Source organism: Geitlerinema sp. PCC 7407 (assembly GCF_000317045.1).
Lineage (GTDB): Bacteria > Cyanobacteriota > Cyanobacteriia > PCC-7407 > PCC-7407 > PCC-7407.
Map to the genome: position 1 here is coordinate 3,029,558 of NC_019703.1, position 20,222 is coordinate 3,049,779.

Sequence of the window (20,222 nt, forward strand, 5' to 3'; positions counted from 1 at the left end):
AGCGGTCTCCCCTTGCAATCGGTTCAGCAGAGATCGAGTTGTGGGCGAGAGATGCTTGGCAGGCAAGGCTGCGCTGCACCTGAGAGGACGCGGAAAAAGACGCTAGCGGTCTTTTGACGCCCTTTTAATTATAGAGAGGGATGGCCCGGGAAACGTGCTGGCAGGCGAGAATTGGTTCGATCAAAGGGCGATCGCACGCCTTTGACAGGAGTCGCTTATCGGCCAGATAAGTTAGAAAACCCCAAAATAGTTCATTATTATCGAGACGCCTCTAGGGTTGGCATGGGTTCTTTTGAAGATGGGACGGAATTGGAGTTAGCAGCGGGGGTCGACGAACCCGCTTTTGTGCATGTGCCGGTGCTGCTGACGGAGGCGATCGCGGGTTTGGCGGTCCAGCCGGGGGGCTGCTATCTCGATGCGACGGTGGGCGGCGGTGGCCACAGCCAGCACATCTTGGCGACGCCCGACACGCAGCTGGTGGCCATCGATCAGGATGAGCAGGCCTTGGCGGCGGCGGCGGAAACGCTCCGGCCCTGGGGCGATCGCGTGACGTTTTGGCGCGGCAACTTTTCGGAGTATGACCCGGGCGATCGCCGCTTTGACGGCATTTTGGCGGATCTGGGGGTGAGCTCGGCCCAGTTCGACATTCCTGAGCGGGGCTTTAGCTTTCGGCATGCGGCGGCCCTGGACATGCGGATGGACCAACGCCAAGAGTTGACGGCAGCGGAGGTGATCAACACCTGGGACGAGCAGGCCCTGGCCAATGCGTTTTATCACTACGGCGAGGAGCGGCTGTCGCGGCGCATTGCTCGCCGCATCGTCGAGGATCGCCCCTTTGAGACGACGACGGAGCTGGCAGAGGCGATCGCCCGCTGCGTCCCCCGAGCCTACCGCTATGGCCGCATTCACCCAGCCACCCGCGTTTTTCAGGCGCTGCGCATTGTCGTCAACCGAGAACTCGAAGTCCTAGAGCGCTTTCTGGCGCGATCGCCCCAGTGGCTGAAACCCGGTGGCCGCCTGGGCATCATTAGCTTTCACAGTCTCGAAGATCGCATCGTCAAGCACCGCCTGCGGGAAATCCCGGAGCTAAAGGTGCTGACCAAAAAGCCGATTATTCCCACCGAGGAAGAGTGCGATCGCAACCCCCGCGCTCGATCTGCCAAGCTGCGCATCGCCGAGCGCAAGTCAGACGCCTAGCCCCAGGGCGATCGCCCTCAGGTGATTACTCGCGACTGCCGCGTTTGAGACCAGCTCTGCACCTTGGCGGGCGGCGGCGGCGACACGCAGCGCGGCAGCTCAATTTCAAAGCACGAGCCCTTCTTTTCCTCACTCTCCACGCGGATGGTGCCGTCCATGATCCGCACCAGCCAGTCCACGATGGCCAGCCCCAGCCCCGTGCCGGAGTAGCGCCGCCGCAGGGACTGATCCACCTGGCGGAACTCCTCAAAAATGTGCTTGAGGTCAGCCTGGGAAATGCCGATGCCGGTGTCGGTCACGCTCAGGGAAATGCGGTCGACGCCGCGACTTTGGAGCTGCACCGTGACGCTGCCGGTCTCGGTGAACTTGACGGCATTAGAGAGCAAATTCACCAGGATTTGCCGCAGGCGCGCCCGGTCATTGACAATCATCGGATCGCTGAGATCGCTTTGCAGGTTCAGGGCGAGGCGCTTTTGGTCCGCGAGGGAGCGCAGCTCATCCATGGTCGCCCGGGCCAGATTCACCACGTTAAATTCTTCCATTTCCAGATCGAGCCGGCCCGACTCGATCTTGGAGAGGTCCAAAATGTCGTTGATCAGGGCGAGCAGGTGCTTGCCGTTGTTGAGAATGCGCTCTACCGCGTCCGTTTGCTGGTTGGAAAGGGGAGACTGGCGCTGGCGCAACAGCAGCTGCGAAAAGCCGATGATCGCATTCATGGGGGTGCGCAGCTCGTGGGACATGGTGGCCAAAAACTGCGACTTGAGGCGGGCCGCTTCGAGGAGCTGAATGTTTTGCTGCTGGATGCGGTGGCGCTGCTGCTCGAGCTCCCAGTTTTGCTGGGCCAGGAGGTCATTTTGGACGGCGAGGCGCTCCTCGCGCTCTTCGAGGGCGTTGATCAGCTGGGCGTTGTCAATGGCGATCGCCGCTTGCTCTCCAAAGGCCAGCAGCAGCTGCCGATCGTCTTCGTCAAAGGCGTAGTCATTGAGCCAATTTCCGATCGCTAGCACGCCCAAGCGGCCCGACTGCGCCGACTCGATCGCCACCGCGCAGATCGACGCCACCTCTGCTCCCAGCAGCTTGGGCCGGTGCTCTTTGCCGATGATCAGCCGCGACTCTCCCGTCAAGAAAATTTGCCCGAGCAGCCCGTCGCCCACCCGCAGCGAGTCATTGGTCTCGAAGCGATCGACCCCCGAGCCCGCCGTCGCCGTCAGTTGCAGGAGCCAGTTTTGGGCATTGTGCAGCACGATCAGGCCAAACTGCGCCCCCGGAATGGCGTCGCACATGGCGTCCACCATCACCTGGAGCAGACCGGGCAAGTCGGCTAGGCGCTGGTTGAGCAGGGTGGTCAGGCGCTGCAAAGTTTGGAGCTGGCGCTGACGCTCGCCCAGCACCAAAATGGCGCGACGCAGATTTTCGCTGGCTTCCTGGGCCTGCTGGTAAAGCTGGGCATTCTCGACGGCCAGGGCCGCCTGATAGGCCAGGTCCTGAAACAGCGTGATGTCCTCGGGCTCGTATAGCCGCCCAGAGTCGGACATCACAAACAGCAGCGACCCCAAAACGCGATCGCCCACCCGCAGCGGCACACAGATATAAGACCGACAGTTGATTTGCTCTAGGAGCTGCTGATGATCCGCATCCTGGCTTTCTCCAGCCAGCGACTCCAGGGACAGCGTGAGCTGATAGTCTGTCTCGCCGGTCCGCAGCACCTTGGGATAGCCAAACTCGGCGTCCGGCGACGCCGGATAGCGCTGCTGGATTTCCCACAGGAGGGCTTCCTTGGCGGGGTCAAAGTGGGCCACCGCCAGCCGCTGCAAGCCCTCGCCCGGCGGATTCGCGTCGATGGCGCACCAGTCTGCTAGGCGCGGCACCACCAGCCGCACCAGATTTTCGAGGGCGGTGGCGTAGTCCAGGGAAGAAGACAAGATCGTATTGGCTTCCACCAAAAAGCGCAGAGAATCCTCGGCTCGCTTGCGCTGGCTGATGTCTCGAGAGTTGATGACGAGGCCCTGGATGCTGGGGTTGGCCAGCAGGTTGTTGCTGACGGTGTCGAGGTAGACCCAGCTCCCCTCGGCGTGCTGGATGCGGTATTCGGCGTACAGGGGCGTGCGGGGCTGGGCGATCGCCTCCGCCAGCACCCTAGCCACGATCTCCTGATCTGCCGGATGCACAAAATCCTGTAGTCGCTTGCCCAGCAGCTCATCGGGCAAGTAGCCCAGAATCCGCTCGATGGACGGGCTCTCATAGCTGATCGTGCCGTCGGGCTCCAGGATCGTGATGATGTCCGAGGAATACTGGACCAGCGATCGAAATCGCTCCTCGCTCTGGCGCAAGCGGGCCTGAGTCAGGGCCACCTGGGCTTCCGCCTGGTAGATGCGCGTCACGCTGCGCAGCGTCTGACCTAGGTTCTCGGGGGTGAGGCTGGACTTTACCAAGTAGTCCGAGGCCCCCGACTTCATCAGCTCTACCGCGATCCGCTCATCCCCTTGCCCCGTGAGCACCACGATCGGCAGCGTTGTGCCCAGCTGGCGAATTTGCAGAATGAGCTCTAGACCGTCCCCGTCCGGCAGGCGGTAGTCCAAAAAAATGCAGTCAAAGGAAGACGCCTCCAGATAGGCGATCGCTCCCGCGCAATCCTCAACCTCCGTGACATCCGCCTGAATACCCGAAGCCCTCAGAACACGCTGAAATAGGAGGCGATCAACCTCATCATCATCAACCACCAGAATATTGAGCGTCTGTTCCATGCTCCCCGATCGGCCAGGGTTAGCCGACACTCCTACTACATCGCGTGAACTGACCAAGAGCCTTCAGAAGGCTGTCCTGGGATACTGGCTTGCGCAGATAAGCAGCAATTTTTAGAGTTCCCGCTTCCAGACGATCTTGGTCAGACTCGGAAGCTGTGAGAACAATGACCGGGAGCGACTGTAGCTGAGGGTCCGCTCGCAGCGTCCTCAAAAACTCTAGCCCTCCCATTTCTGGCATGTCGAGATCCAGAAGAATTAGCCGCTGGATACCGGAGGGTGTGCCAGCCTGCGCAGACCGCAAACGCTCAAGCGCCTCTCGCCCATTTGAGGCACGCTCCAGGCTACAGAGAATCTTACTTTGCTGGCAGGCGCGCTGGACGCTCATCGCGTCGACATCATCGTCTTCTACCAGCAGGAGCCGATAACGAGTTTCGGTGGTTAGGAGCATCTCAGTTCTATGCATCTTGGGGGAAACAAGCAATGACAGGAGGCTTAACTCCAGCGGCTGCGTGTCATTCTAACTGTCCGATTTGGCCCTTGCCGTCTACTTAGGGAAATAGACTAGACGTTGAAACAGCGGTTTTGTGGGGAGTTCAGCGCAGTCTCGAGACACCCTGATTTTTATGGAGATAAATTATTGTCGGATAGCGGGTTTGAGTTGATTTGCCGTAGCCCAGAACTTTGACGAAAAACTCTCGATAAACGAAATTATTCGTCCGAAGGAGTGATCCCAATCTTAGGCAACTCCTCATGGGTTGTATCCTGTCTTGAGAGAGATTTTGGCCAACTGAAGCGGAAAATTGCTCCTTGGTTGAGATCCGACTCCACAGTGATGTGGCCGCCGTAGCCATCGATGATTTTTTTGACGATGGCCAGACCAATGCCGGTGTTGTCTACGCGATCGCGGGCCGCCAGGGTCTGGAAGATCATAAAAATCTTTTCGTGGTAGCGCGGGGCAATGCCCGCCCCGTCGTCCGCCACGCTGAACTCGTAGTAGGTCCCTAGATCTTGGGCACTGATGGCGATCGTGCCACGATCGCCCCCATGGTGCTTGATGGCATTGCTGATCAGATTGGTCAGCACCTGGGCCAGGGGCAGGCGAGCCGTCCAAAACGTCGGCAGGGGTTCGTGCAGCCGAACCTGGAATTCTGGCGGCGGGACCAGGGAGTCGAGAATTTCGTGCACCAGCTCCGCTACCGAAACGGGCTCGAGATCGCTGGGCAAGCGCCCCACCCGGGAGTACTGGAGCAGGCCGTCGATCAGGCCCTCAAGGCGGCGAACCCGGCTCCGCATCAGGGTCATCTGGTGGCGAGTGTCGGGGGTGAGCACGCCATCGAGGTCTTCTTCGAGCCACTGGGACAGGTTGGCGATCGCCCGCAGCGGCGCCTTGAGGTCGTGGGAGGCAATGTAGGCAAACTGGTCCAGATCGCGGTTGCGCTGCTCTAGGCTGATGGAGGTTTGGGCCAGGGCGCGGGTCGTGCGGGCGAGCTCGTTGGCGTGGCTGCGCAGAGCGTCCTCTGCGTGCTTGGTGCGCGTCACGTTGATCAAGATGCCCCGGAGCTTCTGGACGGTGCCGTCCTCGGCCCGCACTAGGTATCCCTGCTCCCGCAGCCAGAGGGTCTGGCCACTGGCAGAAACACAGCGGTACTCACACCGAAAGTCTTTGCCCTGGGCGATCTCTTCTTGGCGAAAGTGCTTCACCCAGCCCCGATCCTCTGAATGAACCAGGGTGAGCCAAAAGCAATCGTCCCGCAGCCACTGGTGGGCCGGATAGCCCAGCAGGGTCGTGGCGCTGTCGCTGACAAAGGTAAAGGCCAGGGTTTGGGGGTCTGCCTCCCACAGGATCGCGTCAGGCAGGCCGTTGACCAAGCTGCAAAAATCCGTCTGCAAGGCGGCAGAGCGATCGGGGCGATCGCTGCGGCTGCTGAGGGTCAGGTGCCCCTGGAGCTGACCCTCGGTGTCCCAGAGGGGCGTGATCTGGGCCTGCATCCACCGAAATGCGCCGTCGCGATGGGCCAGGCGATACTCGATTGTTTGGGGTTGGGCGCTGTAGGCGTGCTGGAGGCGATCGCGATCTTCTGCGTGAACCCAGGCCCAAAGCTCTATCTCCCTCGGCTGCCCGGTCACACAGTGCCACTGACGATTGCAGGTGAGCAAGTGTCCCTCGGCATCCGTGATCCAGGCGACTTGGGGCAGGGCGTCAAGGCACTGCTGCGGCAGGGTTGGCAGGCGGAGCAGCAGGGGGCCGGAGGGCGACGAGGGGACGGGGGAGCAAGGGGACTGGCTCATAAAGTGATAATCAATCGTTGTTTCAACAAGGTCAGCTTCGGGCAGGGATTTGGGGCTTTAGACGGCGATCACAGGCCCAAGGCCCAAGGCACCTCAGGGGCTAAAATTCGGCGCGGGCAAAGAAATCCACCACGGCCTGGGCGATCGCCTGATCACCATCAGGAGCGATCGCCTCGGGGAAGCGGGGAGACTGGGGTTCCTCGCGCAAAAACGACCAGTCTCCCGCTTCAAAGGCCGTCGGCGACAGGATCTGGTGATAGGCGCGATCGCGAATGCCCTCTAGCAGCAGCGGCGCTTCGGCAAAGTCTTCTCGGGGCAGCGACGCAATGGGCACCCCCACCCGCACCGCCTCCGCAAAGGTGCTGTAGCCCGGCTTTGAGACCACCCGGCCACACAGCGGCATGAAGTCCACTGGCCGGTAGCGATGGTCCTGGACCCGGCAGAGATTGGGCAGCTTCGGCGCCTGGGCATCAAAGGTGATGAACTGCCAGTCGGGAAACTGGGCCAGAGCCTCGTAGGGAATTCGGCTCAGCCCCAAGCCGCCAAAGGTCAGGAGCACCGTGCGCTCGGTTGGCGCACTCAGGCCAAAGTGCTGGCGCAGCTTGGCCAGGTCGTGGGCCGGAATGCCGCCGGTCAGGCCCACATCGGTGATCTGGGGAAAGGCCACCATCGGCTCATGAAAGGGCAGGCGAAACAGGCGATCGCACTGGCCAAAGCACGCCTCAATCCAGCTCACAATCGGCGCAAAGTCAGGCCCCCAGGGCTTGTAGATAAAATCCCAGCCAAAGTTGCTCATCATCCAGACCGGCACGCCCGCCGCCCGGGCAATAGGCGCGGCCAAAGGCGGAATATCGGCCAGCACCAGCCCGACGCGGTTTTGGCGCAGGAAATTGACCTCGCTGGCAATGATGGCCTTTTGCTGGGCCTGGATGGCTTGCAGCTTTTCGAGGGTGGCCGCCTTGTCCATGGTCAGGCTGTCGGTCTGGACCACCCCCACATCAAAGCCGCGGGGCCGCTGGATAAAGTCTCCCGGAATGTAGGACTCCAGCAGCCAGCGCGGCGCCGTGGTCACCAAAATTAGCAAAATCTCTGGATTGAGGCGCTGGATGGCAGCGGCCACCGAAGCGGCACGCACCGCATGGCCAAAGCCATGATTCGTCACAGCGAAATAGAGGACGGGACGGGGCATAGAGAGTCTTTCGGCAAAGTGGGCGATCGCACCAAATCACCCCCACAACGCCACTGCACCGAGGCCCCGATCGGCACCTCTGCCCAGCCCGTTTTCGAGGCGATCGCCTCGGGGGGGCTGATTTCAGGGTAGATCGATCGCCCCAAACCCCGCAGCCAGCCCCAAGATAGATCCCGCCTTAGCCCGTCAGACGGAGGCTGTGCTGCTTGAGCAGCGTCCCCAAGACCCGAATGCCCCGCTCGATGGCCTCCGGCGGCTGGGAAAAGTTCAGGCGCATGGCCGGATAGCCCCGCTGCCCTGGGAAAAACGCGTCGCCGCAGGACACCAGCACCTGATGGGCGATCGCCTGGTTGCAGATTTCCCGCAGCGGCAGCCGATCGGGCAGCTCCACCCACAAAAACATTCCGCCCTGGGGCACCGTCCACGACGCCTCCAAGGGAAAGTGCTGCTCTAGGGCCTGGAGCATCGCCTGCTGGCTGCGCTGGTTGTGGTGGCGCAGGCGGCTGAGGTGGTGGCGGTAGTGCCCCGACGCCAGATACTCGCTGACGATCGCCTGGGACACCGTCGAGACGTGCAGATCTTGCAGCAGCTTCCGCTCCAGCAGGTTTTGGTGGTCTGGCCCCGTCGCCACCACATAGCCCACCCGCAGCCCCGGCGTCAGCGTCTTGGAAAAGGTCCCCAGATAAATCACGCGATCGCGGGTGTCCAGGGCCTTGATCGGCGGCGGCACCGGCTCAAAATTGAGCCCTTCGTAGGCGTTGTCCTCCAAAATCCAGCAGTCGTAATGCTCCGCCAGATCGAGCAGCGCTTGGCGATGGGCCTGGGAAGTCGTGATGCCCGTGGGGTTGTGCAGCGTACTGACGGTGTAGATCAGCTTGGGGCGATGGCTCTCTAGGTACTGGGCCAGCAGCGTTAGGTTCATGCCGTCGGGGGCCATGGGAATGCCAATCACCCGCGCTCCCAGGGTCTCCAGCAGGGCCAGGGTGCCGTGGTAGGTGGGGCTCTCTACGATCACCCAGTCTCCCGGCCGGACATAGGCCTGAATCGCCAGCGCCAAGCCCTGCTGGGAGCCGTTGGTGACGATCAGGTGATCGGGGGACACCGCCAAGCCCTCCTGCATCAAGAGGCGCGCGATCTGCTGGCGCAGGGTTTGCTGGCCCTGGGCATAGTCGTAGCAAAAGAGGCTCTCGGGCAGCTGGCCCATGGCCCGACGCGCCAGCCGCTGCAAGTCTTCTAGGCCCAGGGGCTGAGAAAAGCCAGAGGTGAAGTCGATAATCTCCGGCTGGTCTTTGACGTGCAAAGAGGTGGTGTAGAGGTCAAAAAATGAGCAGCCCCAGCGATCGGGGATGATCACCTCTTGGCGGGGCGAAAACGTGGACTCCTTGGGAGGCTTGGCGATCGCGCGATCGCTGACAAAATACCCCGCCCCCTGGCGCGCATGGATCAGGCCGTCCGCCTCCAAGACGTTGTAGGCCTCAACGACGGTGAGCTTGTTGACCTGGACGCTGCTGGCCAGGGCGCGAATCGAGGGCAGGCGATCGCCCGGTTGCAGCATGCCCGCCGTGATCAGCCGCCGAAAGCGATCGCGAATTTGCAGATAGATTGGCTCCGGCGAGTGGCGATCCAGCAAAATCCTCACGGCCTAACCCTCAATAAGAGTGGACATCGTCAGCCCCATCCACGCCCCAGCGTCTTTCTTGCCTGGGGGCCTAGCGCGCCCCTTCGACCGTTTGCGCTAGCCCCCCAAAAAGCTACTTTTTGGAAACCCCACTTAGAGCGAATATACGGGATTGAAAAGTGAATTTGCTAGTACAGTTTTAAAAAATTCAAATAGAACAGTAAACATTTCTTGAAACCGTACTAGTTTCTTTTCAGAAATCTGTACCTTCTGTTGTCAGAAATTTTGGGCATACTAAAAGAAGAAGGGCAATCAAAAGATTTCTGTAGCATCCACCCCACAGCCTCTCAGAATCTCGCAAAACCCTTTTTCAGAAACGCTTTGGCGGTTTTTTGCATCAGTGAGCGATCGCTCCAAACGCAGAAATTCAGCTTTTTAATCCTTGGAATTCACCCAACCGGGCGATGTGTTTGCCTCAAGGTTTAGGAGTGTTCTTCCAAAGAGTTTCTCTCCCTTTACACCCTCTTTTCATCCTCAATTCATTGGAGGTTCTCGTGAAAGCCTTCTCGACACTATCGACCAGCTCCTCATCAAAATCTTCAGTCGTTTTCGGCGAAATTTTCCAGCGCGCCTGGCAAAAAATCAGCCGATTTTTTACGGAGTCCACCGAGCCCCAAATTTGGCAGACCCACGGCCCCGACCATCAGATCGTGTGGCACGTCTACGACCCGGCAACGGGCCACACGGTTTGCTTTGCCTCTGAGGCCGAGATCCGCGCCTGGCTGGAGCATCGATATTATCTGTAGGCGGGGTTTTGGGGATTGGGCCGGTGGGAGTGTGTCCGGGCAGGTTCGTAGGATAGATTAAGGACTTGCCGATTTGCGACCGACCCATGACCGTTTCCCCTGAGGCCTTTGGGCCTGACGCCAGCGACGGCTTGCCAGAGCGCCGCGCCAAAGCCATCAACAGCCTCACCGACCACCGCTTAGCGGATCGGGAGCTGCTGACGCCCATGATGCGCCACTACGCCGACCTCAAAGACGACTATTCCCACGCGCTCCTGCTGTACCGAGTGGGGGATTTCTTTGAGTGCTTTTTCCAGGATGCGGTGGCGGTGGCGCGGGAGCTGGAGCTGGTGCTCACGAGCAAGGAAGGGGGCAAGGACATTGGCCGCGTCGCCATGGCGGGCGTTCCTTACCACGCCCTCGATCGCTACTGCGCCCAGCTCGTCGAGAAGGGCTACGCGGTGGCGATCTGCGATCAGATGGAGTATGCGTCCCAGGCCCAGGGCTTGGTGCGGCGCGAGATCACGCGGGTGATGACGCCGGGTACGGTCCTCGAAGAAGGAATGCTGAACGCTCGCCGCAATAATTTTTTGGCGGCGGTGGTGCTGGCGGGCAGCGCTTGGGGTCTGGCAGTGGCGGATGTGTCGACGGGCGAGTTTCTCACCACCCAGGCCAGCGACCTAGAGCAGCTCACCCAGGAGCTGATGCGGCTGCAGCCGTCGGAGGTGCTGGTGCCTACCAATGCGCCGGATCTGGGCGGCCTTTTGCGACCGGGGGAGCGATCGAGCCATTTGCCGGACTGCCTGCCGACCCAGTTTTGCTACGCCCTGCGATCGCAAGCGTCCTTTGCGCTGCCGGAGGCCCGCCAGCGTCTGCTGGAGTGGCTGCGGGTGCGGTCCCTCGAAGGCATGGGCTGCGACCATTTGCCCCTGGCGGTGCGGGCAGCGGGCGGGCTGCTGGCCTACTTGGAGGACACCCAGCGAGAAACCCCGGTCCCCCTGCAAACGTTGCGCACCTACGCCCTGACTGACTATTTGATCCTGGATCACCAGAGCCGCCGCAATCTGGAGATCACCCAAACGGTGCGCGACGGGACTTTTCACGGATCGCTCCTGTGGGCGCTCGATCGCACAGTGACGGCGATGGGGTCGCGGATGCTGCGGCGCTGGCTCCTGCAACCGCTGCTGAAGGTAGAGGCGATCGCCCAGCGCCAGGAGACCCTCCAGGAACTGGTGGACAACGGCACGCTGCGCCAGGATTTGCAGGCCCTCCTGCGAGACATTTATGACCTGGAGCGGCTGGCCGGACGGGCCGGATCGGGGACCGCCAATGCGCGAGATTTGGTGGCGCTGGCGGACTCCTTTGGCCGCTTACCCGATCTGGCGACGCTGGTAGCCCAAGGGCGATCGCCCTACCTCCAGGCTCTCCAGAGCGTGCCCCCGGTCCTGGAGCAGCTCGGCCACACCCTCAAGGCCCACCTGGTGGAGTCGCCGCCCCTCTCCCTCACCGACGGCAACCTGATTCGCTCTGGGGTCAATGCCGACCTGGATACCCGCCGCAGCCAGATCGAAGACGACCAAATTTGGATCAACAACCTCGAAAAATCCGAGCGCGATCGCACCGGCGTTTCGACCCTCAAGGTCGGCTACAACAAGACCTTTGGCTACTACATCAGCATCTCTCGGGCCAAGGCCGACCAGGTGCCGGACAACTATCTGCGCAAGCAGACCCTCACCAACGAAGAGCGCTACATCACGCCCGAGCTGAAGGAGCGCGAGGCCCGCATATTCTCAGCGCGGGACGACCTCAACCAGCTGGAGTACGAAATTTTCGCGGCGCTGCGGACCCAGGTCGGGGAGCAAGCGGCCCTGATTCGCCAGGTGGCTCAGGCTGTGGCGGCGGCGGATGTGCTGTGCGGCTTGGCGGAGGTGGCGGTGTATCGCGGCTACTGCCGCCCCCAACTCGGCGAAGGGCGCACCATCGCCGTGGAGGCAGGCCGCCATCCCGTGGTGGAGCAGTCTCTACCGGCGGGCTTCTTTGTCCCCAATTCGACCCACCTGGGCGATCGCGGTGTCACAGCGCCAGATCTGATCGTGCTCACCGGCCCCAATGCCAGCGGCAAAAGCTGCTATCTGCGCCAAGTCGGGCTGATTCAACTGATGGCTCAGGTGGGGAGTTTTGTGCCAGCCACCTCGGCTACCTTGGGCATCTGCGATCGCATTTTTACCCGCGTCGGGGCCGTCGACGACCTGGCGACGGGCCAGTCTACCTTCATGGTAGAGATGAACGAGACCGCCAACATTCTCAACCACGCGACGCCCCAGTCCTTGGTGCTGCTGGACGAAATCGGCCGCGGCACCGCCACCTTTGACGGGCTGGCGATCGCCTGGTCCGTGGCGGAGTACCTGGCGGGCGAGATCGGCGCTCGCACCATCTTTGCTACCCATTACCACGAGCTCAACGAGCTGGCCTCGCTGCTGCCCAACGTGGCCAACTACCAGGTGGTGGTGAAGGAACTGCCGGACCAAATCGTGTTTCTCCATCAGGTGCAGCCCGGCGGGGCCGATCGCTCCTACGGCATTGAGGCGGGGCGACTGGCGGGGCTGCCAGCGGTGGTGATCCAGCGGGCGCGGCAGGTGATGAGCCAGATCGAAAAGCACAGCAAAATCGCCGTGGGCCTGCGCAAAACCAGCGCGATCGCCGACAAACCTGAGAAAAACGGGCGATCGCCCAGTCCCAGCGCCTCCGAGAACCGCCCTGAGCAGCTTGATATTTTTGGTGGCTAGGGCCGAGGGGTCAGGTGTCCAGGCGGTGCAGCTCGCGGTGTACGCTCAGGCCGATGTCCAGCGCCTCCCGCATTAGGCGGCCGTACTCATCGGCCTCGCTCAGCACCCGCAGCGATCGCAGCCGCCCCAGGTTGGTTTCCACGTGCTCCAGCAGTTCCTGACGCCGCGCCAAAAAGGCTTGGTGCTGGCGCAGAATTTTTTCGGTCAGGAGGGCGCACACCAAGCTTTCCCGGGTGACAGCCAGGGCCGCCAACACCTCCGCGCGATCGCGGCGATCGCCCTTGGCCTGCACCGTCTCGAGCTCATCCAAAATTTGCAGCGCTCGCAGGATTTCGTGATGCTTGTCGATCTCGTCGAGCAGCGTCAAAAACAGGGCGAGCTGCTGGTGCCGACGCCAGAGATAGGCATTCCAGCCAAGGGCGATCGCTCCCGACATTCCCAGAGTCAGCTGCACAAAGCGGGCCAGAGTCGCCGGATCGTTGCTCAGCCAGTTGAAGCTGCGCCCCACAACCAGCCCCAAGGGAAAACAAAAAATCAGAATAATCCCCAGGGCCATCAGTTGGGCGATCGCCCATTCTGTCAGTTTTCGGGGATTTGACAACACCCCTTTACGAACCGTTCCCCCTGCGAACACGGCCCCTACATCCAGCCCGCTCAGACGCTCTATTTCCTGGGCCGAAATCATCAAATCTTGAAGCTCAGGCTGCATAAATTTTCAGAGCATCTTTCCCAAAGTTGTTCATCCCTTTCAAGGGTTTTGATCAGCCTTAAAATCCAAACAGCTTCAGCACAATAATAATCGCCTGCTGATAGAAATTCCCCTCGATTTCCGGGCGAAAAAGCTGAAACGCCTGGTCCGGTGCTCCAAAAAAGGGCCGCAGCGTCCAGCCGAGCTGACTGCCTACCAGCGCGTACAGCACCAGCCAGCCTTGCAGCAGTCGCTGCCGCATATCCTGATGGCCTGGCTCGGGGTCAATGGGCTCTGCGTCGCGCACCTTCAGGACGGTTGGCCTGACCAGCGTCTGCATCGCTTGATAAAACAAGCTGACCCCCACCAGCCCGGTAATTCCAAAAATGACCAGATTAATGAACAAAAAGAAGTTGTAATCTCGAATGGAAATCAGGAAAAACAGCGTCACCGGAGCAAAGGCAAACAGCAGTACGCTAATAACTGAAACTGTCGTCAGCATCAGCGCCAAGTACTGAGCAAACTGCAAGCTTGACCCCATCAGAATGTCAAAGAAATAGAGAGTCGGCAAACAAATGACCAGCGTGATTAGGTAAAGCGCTGGCAGCTTAATCGCCGAAGAAGCAGATTGTAACCAACTATTGGAAGAGCCAATAATCAAGCCGTAAACCGCAAAAAAAATCGAGCTCGAAACCAACAAAGCGATGATTTTTTGCTCGATTTTAATATTTTGGCGAATTTCTGAGAGGAAGTTGGCGCGATCGCGCAGCAGCATAATCAGCACAGAAAAATAATTCATAGAGATTTCCGAAGGCCTGATGACATCAATTCCTCAAAGCCTCGGCGCGCCGACAGTCCTCGCGCAGAGGGTTTCGCCAGAACTACATCATGCTCTCGGTGGATTTCGGTGGGCTTGGATCAAAATCGAAGCTTTTCCTTCAGCATTTTGAGCATCAGCGGCGCTGCTTTCGTTTCTGCGCCCCAGACCCCAGTCCTCAGTGTCCCGTCGGGAGTCCCTCGGAGGTTCAGTCGAAATTACTAGAGGGGGTGCGATACCATCCAAGATGTACGCTGCGTAACATTCACGCCCCTATGGAGCTAGATTCGCTACCCACCGAGGTGATCTTGACGCATTCGCGTCAGTCCCTCGGCAATGTTCATTTGGACTGGATGCCCCAGCCCGGCAGCTATCTGGACTTCAACGGCCAGACCTACGCTGTGCTGGAGCGTCGTCACCGCTATCAACTGAAGTCTGGCCGCTATCGCCTGCACAAGGTGGCGCTCTACGTACAGTCTGCGGCTCGGCCCTCAGAACGGACCCTGGTCCAGGGGCGATGGGTTCTGGGGGACGCCAAGTGCCGCTACAACGCTCTGTCGGAGCTGTTGCGCTGCGCTGTCAATCCAGCGGGTCCGTGTGAGGGCTGCCGGCACTTTGAGCTGGCCTCTCTAGACGCCTAGGGTTTCGCCGAGGGTTAGGCGGGCGCCATTGGCGAAATCCCAGCCCGACTGGGGCCGCTTGCCCGCCATTTGCACCTGCTGCAACAGCAAGAGTCCGTCGCCGGTTTGGATCACAGGCCCCAGGTTTTTGAGCAGGGCAACGACTTCTCCAGGCTGGCCCGCTAGGTCGGTGAGGCTGGAGGCCTGAGCTTGCAGGGCATCGGGTAGCTGGGGAAGGGTGGCGGCGCTGATGGGCGCGGTCGCCATGACCTTGAGGGGCGCTTCGCGAAAAATGGTGACGCAGGCGGGGTAGAAGCCGCGCACTTGGTTATGCAGGGCGATCGCTGGCTGAGACCAGTCGAGCTCATAGTCAGATTTTTGGATCAGCGGGGCGTAGGTGGCCTGGGCGTCGTCCTGGGGCTCGGGCATCAGGGCGCCGCGATCGCCCTCTAGCAGCGTCTCGATCAGCAGGTCTGCGCCGACAGTGGCCAGGGACTGGGCGAGGTCCGCCGCGCTATCAAACAGGCCAATGGGAACGGTCGCCTTGAGCAGCATGGGGCCGGTGTCCATGCCTGCGTCCATTTGCATGGTGGTGATGCCCGTTACCGTCGCGCCGTGGCGCAGACACCACTGGATGGGCGCGGCTCCGCGATATTCGGGCAGCAGAGAGCCATGGACATTAATGCAGCCCAGGCGCGGCATGGCCAAAATTTCGGGGGACAGAATCTGGCCGTAGGCAACCACCACGAAGGCATCGGCCTGGGTCTCTCGCAGCTGCTGCAAGATGTCAGCGTCTTTTTTGATCCGGGTGGGCTGCCAGACCGGGATCTGGTGGGCGATCGCCCGCTCCTTGACCGGCGAAGGGATCAGCTGGCTGCCCCGCCCCCGCCGCTTGTCCGGCTGCGTCACCACCGCCACCACCTCAAACTCGGGATGCTCCAGCAAGCGATCGAGGGTCGGCACAGCAAACTGGGGAGTCCCAAAAAACACAATTCTCATGAATCAGCGCACTGAAAGGTTTTCAGCAGTGTACAAACAAGTGTCACACCTAGCGCCTTCAGCGGGCGAATCACTTGGGCTCAACGGTGATTTCCAGGCGACGATTGCGCAGGCGATCGCCCTCGGCTTGGCCCGTGGCCAGCGGCAGATCCTCCCCAAATCCCACGCTCACCCAGTGATAGCCATCTCCCAGGACGCCCGATAGGTAGCTTTCCACCGCTGCGGCCCGCTGGAGAGAGAGCGCCCGATTCATTTCGGGGCTGCCCACGTCATCGGTATGGGCAGCGACCCGAATCGTGCTGCTGGGATAGGCCTGGAGATCGCCCACCAAGCTATCGAGAATTGGCTCTGCCTCCGGCTTGAGGGTGCTCTGGTTGTTCGCAAACAGCACATCGCTGGGCAGCGTCACGCGAAAGACGGGCGTAGTCGAGCTGCTGCCCGGTGTCTGTGCAAAGTCACTGGTCCCCTCAATTTGCTGAGAGAGGCGCTGAATTCGCGACTCCAGGGGCTCATTGGACTGCTGAACCCCGATCTGGGCTTCGATCTGGGCCGCGCGACTGGCCAAAGACTGGGCCTCAGCTTGCAGTTGCTCCAGTTCTTGTTGGAGGGCCTGCTGCTCGCTCGTCGAAAGATTGGCACTGGGGGCAGCAGGCTGGGGAGCGCTGCTGGACGCGGGATCCCGCAGGCCCAACCACTGCTGCGATCGCCGCAGACCCTGGACGACCAGCGGCGGCTCACTGCTAGCGCCGGGATTGAACAGCGCGATCGCCATTCCCACCAGCCACGCCAGACTCACCCCCACCGAGAGCAGCAGCAGTCGAAACACAAACGTCAGCACAGGCCAGCTTCGCTGCACCTTGGGAGAAGGCGACGGAGGAGAAACAGGGGCGTCATTCACGGCTTTCTTTCGAACATCGACAAACGAAGGCACGCTTCGCAGATCCTTCGGCTTGCTGCGGCCTCAGGGTCTTGGCCAGAGCACCCCTAGAAGGCTGGGCGGCTTTTTTGTGGCCAGCAAAGACGATCAAAGAGATACTAGCTCAACTCAGCAGTTTCGCCGTCACGCCTAGGCGATAAACCGGGTCTCGAAATTTTGACTTAGCAGCCAAATGTTGCAGACACTGTCAGAAAATGTGGGCGATCGCTTGTTTTTTGACCAGTCCGCAACGAAACATTAAAAGCCTTGAAAACTTTAGTGAATTCAGGCTTTCCAGTACCGATCCCATAGGGTACATATATAGACACCAAGCTTGAATTTGTGTAGACGCCGCTTCTCACACTAAGAACGTCGTCTAGGAATTATTGCCCACTCAATGCTCCAGCGTTTCTTGCTTTTTGGCTGGCCCACGATGCGCCTTGGTCAGCCTCTGTGGTGTGCTCTTTGTTTGAGCATTTTGGGTGCGACGGCCCTCGGGACTCCCGCTTTGGCGCAAGCGGATTCCTTGACCGAGGCGCTGGTTACACAGGGATTGGGTGAAGCAACAGAGTCACAGCCCCAACCTTCTGATGCTGCCATGATGGAATCTCCGGTACAAATTGATCCGCTCAACAGCCCGCATCCGGTTCCCTGGAACTGGGTGTTGGCCACTCAGGCTGAGGTGACCGCTTCGGGAGTCCCCAGTGTTCGCTACTACCGTAGTCAGTCACTGATGTCCCCCGATGGAGAGTACGCTGCCTACAGCCGCATTCAGATGCAGGTGCAGCCCGACGGCTTTCGGAGCCGCATCAGCAGCACGATGTTTCTGGAAAACGTCAAAACCGGTGACCTGCGGGTGATCACCGCCACGTCTCCCCTGTCAGACAATCCCTTTCTCGAAAACGAGGCGGCGGATATGCCAGGGGCGATCGCCATCTTAATTCCCGTGTCGTGGTCGCCCTCAGGCGATCGCATTTTGGCCCGCGAATTTGAGGGCATCTTCAACACTTCCGATGCCTCCGACTACGCCGTCGTCTGGGATCGCACGCGCGATCGCACCAGCACCCTGGCCCCCAGCCGCATCGAGTACTCCAACGCCATCCTGCTCGGCTGGAGTCAGCGCAGCCCTGAGCAGGTGCTCTTTCGGGCTGGCACCCTGGGCGACCCCAACTGGCCGCTCTGGGCCGTCGACACCCGCGGGCAAACCACGCTCTCGCCCAACGACAAACCCCTGGTGCACGGGACCGTCGTCAACAACGTTTGGGCAGGCCCCCAGGCCTACCGATAATTTCATTTAATTTCATTCTCTTCCCTGCCCCCAGGGCAGCACAAAGGGCTAGCAGGCTTCTGCTAGCCCTTTCGCGACAGGCACGGCGGTTAAGAGTCGGGGTAGCCATCCCAAGGATTGACTTGTAGGACCCCTCGGGACGTAAAGACGACCTTGAACTGAGCAAGGGGCACAGGGGGCACTGTAGACGCCTCTGTGGTCGCAGTCTCAGCAGCAGTAGACGACGAGGGCGATCGCTCGACCAGACTCGGCAAGGGGATCTCCTGGCCATAATCACGGGCCGGCTGGTTCACCGCCTCATACTCGGCGATCTTGCCTTCGCTGGTGACTCCCACTCGGAACACCAAATCCTGCTCAAAGGAAGGCTCCTCGTCCCAAGCATTGTTGATTTGGTCGTAGACTGAGCCCGTCAACTCCTCGATTTGCGCAGGGTCGTCGATGGTCGGTCCATCGCTAGGGGGCGATCGAAAGCCGCGCCAGGGGCTCACCTCCAGGACACCGCTCGGACGAAAGACCACCTTGAAAAGGGCGATCGTCTCGCGAGGGGCAACTCCCCCTTCTGGCGGGATGTACACCAAGTCCAGCAGCGGCGTTTGGTTCACCGATTCATCAGACACCAAATCCATACCGTCGTAGCCCAGCACAGCCCCATCTTCGCCCACGCTCACCTTGTAGCTCAGGGGTTCCGAAAACTCAGGCTCCTCAGACCAGGCTTGGTCAATGGTGTCATACAGGCTTTGGCGCAAAGCATTGAGCTGATTGGGGTCCACAATTTCTCGCGCTGAGGCGATCATGGCCGCCAATTCCTCCGAGTCAGGCTGGCCTGTCTGGCCCGCCTGCGCCGCAGAGGTCTCATTCGGATTATTGCCGTTGCGCGACTGGGCCGCAGGATCGCGCGGCCGCTCCAGGTTGGGGATCGGCAGCAAGAAGACCGCCACCGCCGCCGCCGCTAGCCCCGAGATCCCAACCGCCGCCGGCAAAGCGCGCTCTTGGAGGGGACGCTCGGCCTTCGCGTGCTTGCGGGAAACGGGCTGGAGCTGACAAGACAGATCCGGCAGCGTGCGGCTGTCGGCAAAGAACTGGTCGACCGCCTCCACCAAGTCAAACAGCTGCACCGTCGTGAGATCCATCTCCAGGGGACCAGTCCGCGCAGCGGCCGCCTCCTCACTCGACATCGCTTCTGGGTGAATCACGATGCGGTGACGATTTTGGTCGAGGCGCTCGATCGTGACCGGAGACGCCTTGCCGCGTCGGCTTTCGGGCGCCGAGACGCTGCTAAAGAAGCTCTGGGCATAGTGGTTCACAGCATTCACAAGCCCCTCAAAAAAGGTGCGTCCCCCGCTCAAAGGCTGCTCATGCCCCTGGATGTGGCACTCTGCATTCACCAAGACATTGATGGGAGGTCGCGGATCGAGGGCTCCTTCTGCCGGAATGTCTTCGATCCCTTCGAGAACCAGCTTGCAGTTAGGCAAACTATATTGACGCTGCATTGTTACTCCACTTCCCCGTCAAACAAACTGCACCAAAAGCGCTGTGTGCCGGCCGTCCCGGTACAAAACAGCAGTTGTCCCAGCAAGTTCATGGCCAATTCGTTGAGCCGCTCGGGGCTGTTGTTGTAGCTGATGACGCCAGCCCGCTTGGGGTTCATGCGGGAGCGGAAGTGGGCACGAAAGCGCTCTAGATACTCCGAGAGCCGGAAGTGATGCTCGACTGAGAGCTTTTTGTCTTGGAGCTGCTGGTGGGCCAAAAGAAGCTGCCGGATCAAGACGGTGAGGCGACGGGCGAGGTGACTCGCGATGATCACAAGGGCTTTGGCTTCGTCTTGGCTGAGGGGGCGGCGCTGGCTGTAGCGTCGGAGGGGGTTGGTGCTGCGGAGTCGCCAGAGAACAACGCGGTTTTTGATGATGGGCTGGAGGCCGAGTTCCTGCGCGACGGCTAAGATCGCTTCCGAGCCTCCCAGGTCGAGGGCTTCGATTGCCAAGAGGATGAGGTCGATGTGCAGCCGCGCCCGCCGGGGACAACCGCGATCGCCGCTCAGGTAGTTTGGCAAGCTGTCCAAGATGATAGGGGAAGACTGGGCAGGTGAACTGTTGGGTTGCATTACGCTAAGAGAAACGTCCATGTTGACTGGCTAGCCGCGCACCTTAACGAAGGGACTGTTGTAACTCATACATGACGAGGGAGCAAGGGGGAAGGGTTCCTGGCCCAAGGATCAAGAACAGAATGATCAAGAATGAATGGACTGCGTCGCTCCCTCGCCATCATGACACGGTGACTATACATTGT

Annotated in this window: 17 protein-coding genes; 6 read left to right on the forward strand and 11 right to left on the reverse strand. The window is 60.5% G+C overall.

What is annotated here, in order from left to right:
- Window positions 1–282 precede the first annotated feature (282 nt).
- Complete coding sequence (gene rsmH, locus GEI7407_RS12320; RefSeq protein WP_015172514.1) at window positions 283–1,197, forward strand: 16S rRNA (cytosine(1402)-N(4))-methyltransferase RsmH; 915 nt, start codon at window positions 283–285, stop codon at window positions 1,195–1,197.
- Window positions 1,198–1,214: 17 nt separating this feature from the next.
- Here rsmH and GEI7407_RS12325 read toward each other — a convergent pair whose 3' ends face one another.
- From GEI7407_RS12325 to GEI7407_RS12340, 4 genes are all read right to left on the reverse strand, one after another.
- The gene (locus tag GEI7407_RS12325) at window positions 1,215–3,941 is read right to left on the reverse strand and encodes an ATP-binding protein (RefSeq protein ID WP_015172515.1); all 2,727 of its coding nucleotides are present in this window, start codon (window positions 3,939–3,941) and stop codon (window positions 1,215–1,217) included.
- Between the two features lie 19 nt (window positions 3,942–3,960).
- The gene (locus GEI7407_RS12330; protein ID WP_015172516.1) at window positions 3,961–4,389 is read right to left on the reverse strand and encodes a response regulator; all 429 of its coding nucleotides are present in this window, start codon (window positions 4,387–4,389) and stop codon (window positions 3,961–3,963) included.
- A gap of 260 nt (window positions 4,390–4,649) precedes the next feature.
- A complete protein-coding gene (locus GEI7407_RS19595; RefSeq protein ID WP_015172518.1) occupies window positions 4,650–6,230 on the reverse strand; it encodes a PAS domain-containing protein in 1,581 nt (526 codons plus the stop codon).
- Between the two features lie 100 nt (window positions 6,231–6,330).
- Entirely contained in the window at window positions 6,331–7,419 is a 1,089-nt protein-coding gene (locus GEI7407_RS12340) for a hypothetical protein (protein WP_015172519.1), read from the reverse strand.
- On the opposite strand from GEI7407_RS12340, the gene GEI7407_RS21390 reads away from it, so the two are divergent.
- Window positions 7,381–7,551, forward strand: a complete 171-nt coding sequence (locus tag GEI7407_RS21390) for a hypothetical protein (RefSeq protein WP_190274213.1) — start codon at window positions 7,381–7,383, stop codon at window positions 7,549–7,551. The two genes, GEI7407_RS12340 and GEI7407_RS21390, sit on opposite strands and share 39 nt — an antisense overlap.
- A 46-nt stretch (window positions 7,552–7,597) precedes the next feature.
- Here GEI7407_RS21390 and GEI7407_RS12345 read toward each other — a convergent pair whose 3' ends face one another.
- Entirely contained in the window at window positions 7,598–9,058 is a 1,461-nt protein-coding gene (locus GEI7407_RS12345) for a PLP-dependent aminotransferase family protein (protein ID WP_015172520.1), read from the reverse strand.
- Window positions 9,059–9,591: 533 nt separating this feature from the next.
- On the opposite strand from GEI7407_RS12345, the gene GEI7407_RS12350 reads away from it, so the two are divergent.
- Both GEI7407_RS12350 and mutS read left to right on the forward strand, forming a co-directional pair.
- A complete protein-coding gene (locus GEI7407_RS12350; protein WP_015172521.1) occupies window positions 9,592–9,843 on the forward strand; it encodes a hypothetical protein in 252 nt (83 codons plus the stop codon).
- 86 nt (window positions 9,844–9,929) lie between these two features.
- Window positions 9,930–12,608 carry a DNA mismatch repair protein MutS gene (gene mutS, locus GEI7407_RS12355; RefSeq protein WP_015172522.1) on the forward strand — a complete coding sequence of 893 codons (2,679 nt, stop codon included), beginning with the start codon at window positions 9,930–9,932 and terminating at the stop codon, window positions 12,606–12,608.
- Between the two features lie 10 nt (window positions 12,609–12,618).
- On the opposite strand, the gene GEI7407_RS12360 is transcribed toward mutS, so the two are convergent.
- A complete protein-coding gene (locus tag GEI7407_RS12360; protein WP_015172523.1) occupies window positions 12,619–13,317 on the reverse strand; it encodes a hypothetical protein in 699 nt (232 codons plus the stop codon).
- A gap of 58 nt (window positions 13,318–13,375) precedes the next feature.
- Window positions 13,376–14,095, reverse strand: a complete 720-nt coding sequence (locus GEI7407_RS12365) for a hypothetical protein (RefSeq protein ID WP_015172524.1) — start codon at window positions 14,093–14,095, stop codon at window positions 13,376–13,378.
- Between the two features lie 293 nt (window positions 14,096–14,388).
- Here GEI7407_RS12365 and GEI7407_RS12370 point away from each other — a divergent pair, with 293 nt between their 5' ends.
- Complete coding sequence (locus GEI7407_RS12370) at window positions 14,389–14,754, forward strand: DUF6464 family protein (RefSeq protein ID WP_015172525.1); 366 nt, start codon at window positions 14,389–14,391, stop codon at window positions 14,752–14,754.
- Here GEI7407_RS12370 and fmt read toward each other — a convergent pair.
- Both fmt and GEI7407_RS12380 read right to left on the reverse strand, forming a co-directional pair.
- Window positions 14,743–15,732 (reverse strand): methionyl-tRNA formyltransferase, encoded by a 990-nt coding sequence (gene fmt, locus GEI7407_RS12375; protein ID WP_015172526.1) that lies wholly within the window; start codon window positions 15,730–15,732, stop codon window positions 14,743–14,745. The two genes, GEI7407_RS12370 and fmt, sit on opposite strands and share 12 nt — an antisense overlap.
- A 70-nt stretch (window positions 15,733–15,802) precedes the next feature.
- On the reverse strand, window positions 15,803–16,630 hold the full coding sequence (locus GEI7407_RS12380; RefSeq protein WP_041268429.1) for an OmpA family protein: 828 nt from the start codon (window positions 16,628–16,630) through the stop codon (window positions 15,803–15,805).
- Between the two features lie 616 nt (window positions 16,631–17,246).
- On the opposite strand from GEI7407_RS12380, the gene GEI7407_RS12385 reads away from it, so the two are divergent.
- Window positions 17,247–17,936 carry a hypothetical protein gene (locus GEI7407_RS12385; RefSeq protein WP_041268430.1) on the forward strand — a complete coding sequence of 230 codons (690 nt, stop codon included), beginning with the start codon at window positions 17,247–17,249 and terminating at the stop codon, window positions 17,934–17,936.
- An 89-nt stretch (window positions 17,937–18,025) separates the two neighbouring features.
- On the opposite strand, the gene GEI7407_RS12390 is transcribed toward GEI7407_RS12385, so the two are convergent.
- Entirely contained in the window at window positions 18,026–19,426 is a 1,401-nt protein-coding gene (locus GEI7407_RS12390; RefSeq protein ID WP_015172529.1) for a DUF4335 domain-containing protein, read from the reverse strand.
- A gap of 2 nt (window positions 19,427–19,428) precedes the next feature.
- A complete protein-coding gene (locus GEI7407_RS12395) occupies window positions 19,429–20,058 on the reverse strand; it encodes a DUF3038 domain-containing protein (protein ID WP_015172530.1) in 630 nt (209 codons plus the stop codon).
- Window positions 20,059–20,222: the final 164 nt, after the last annotated feature.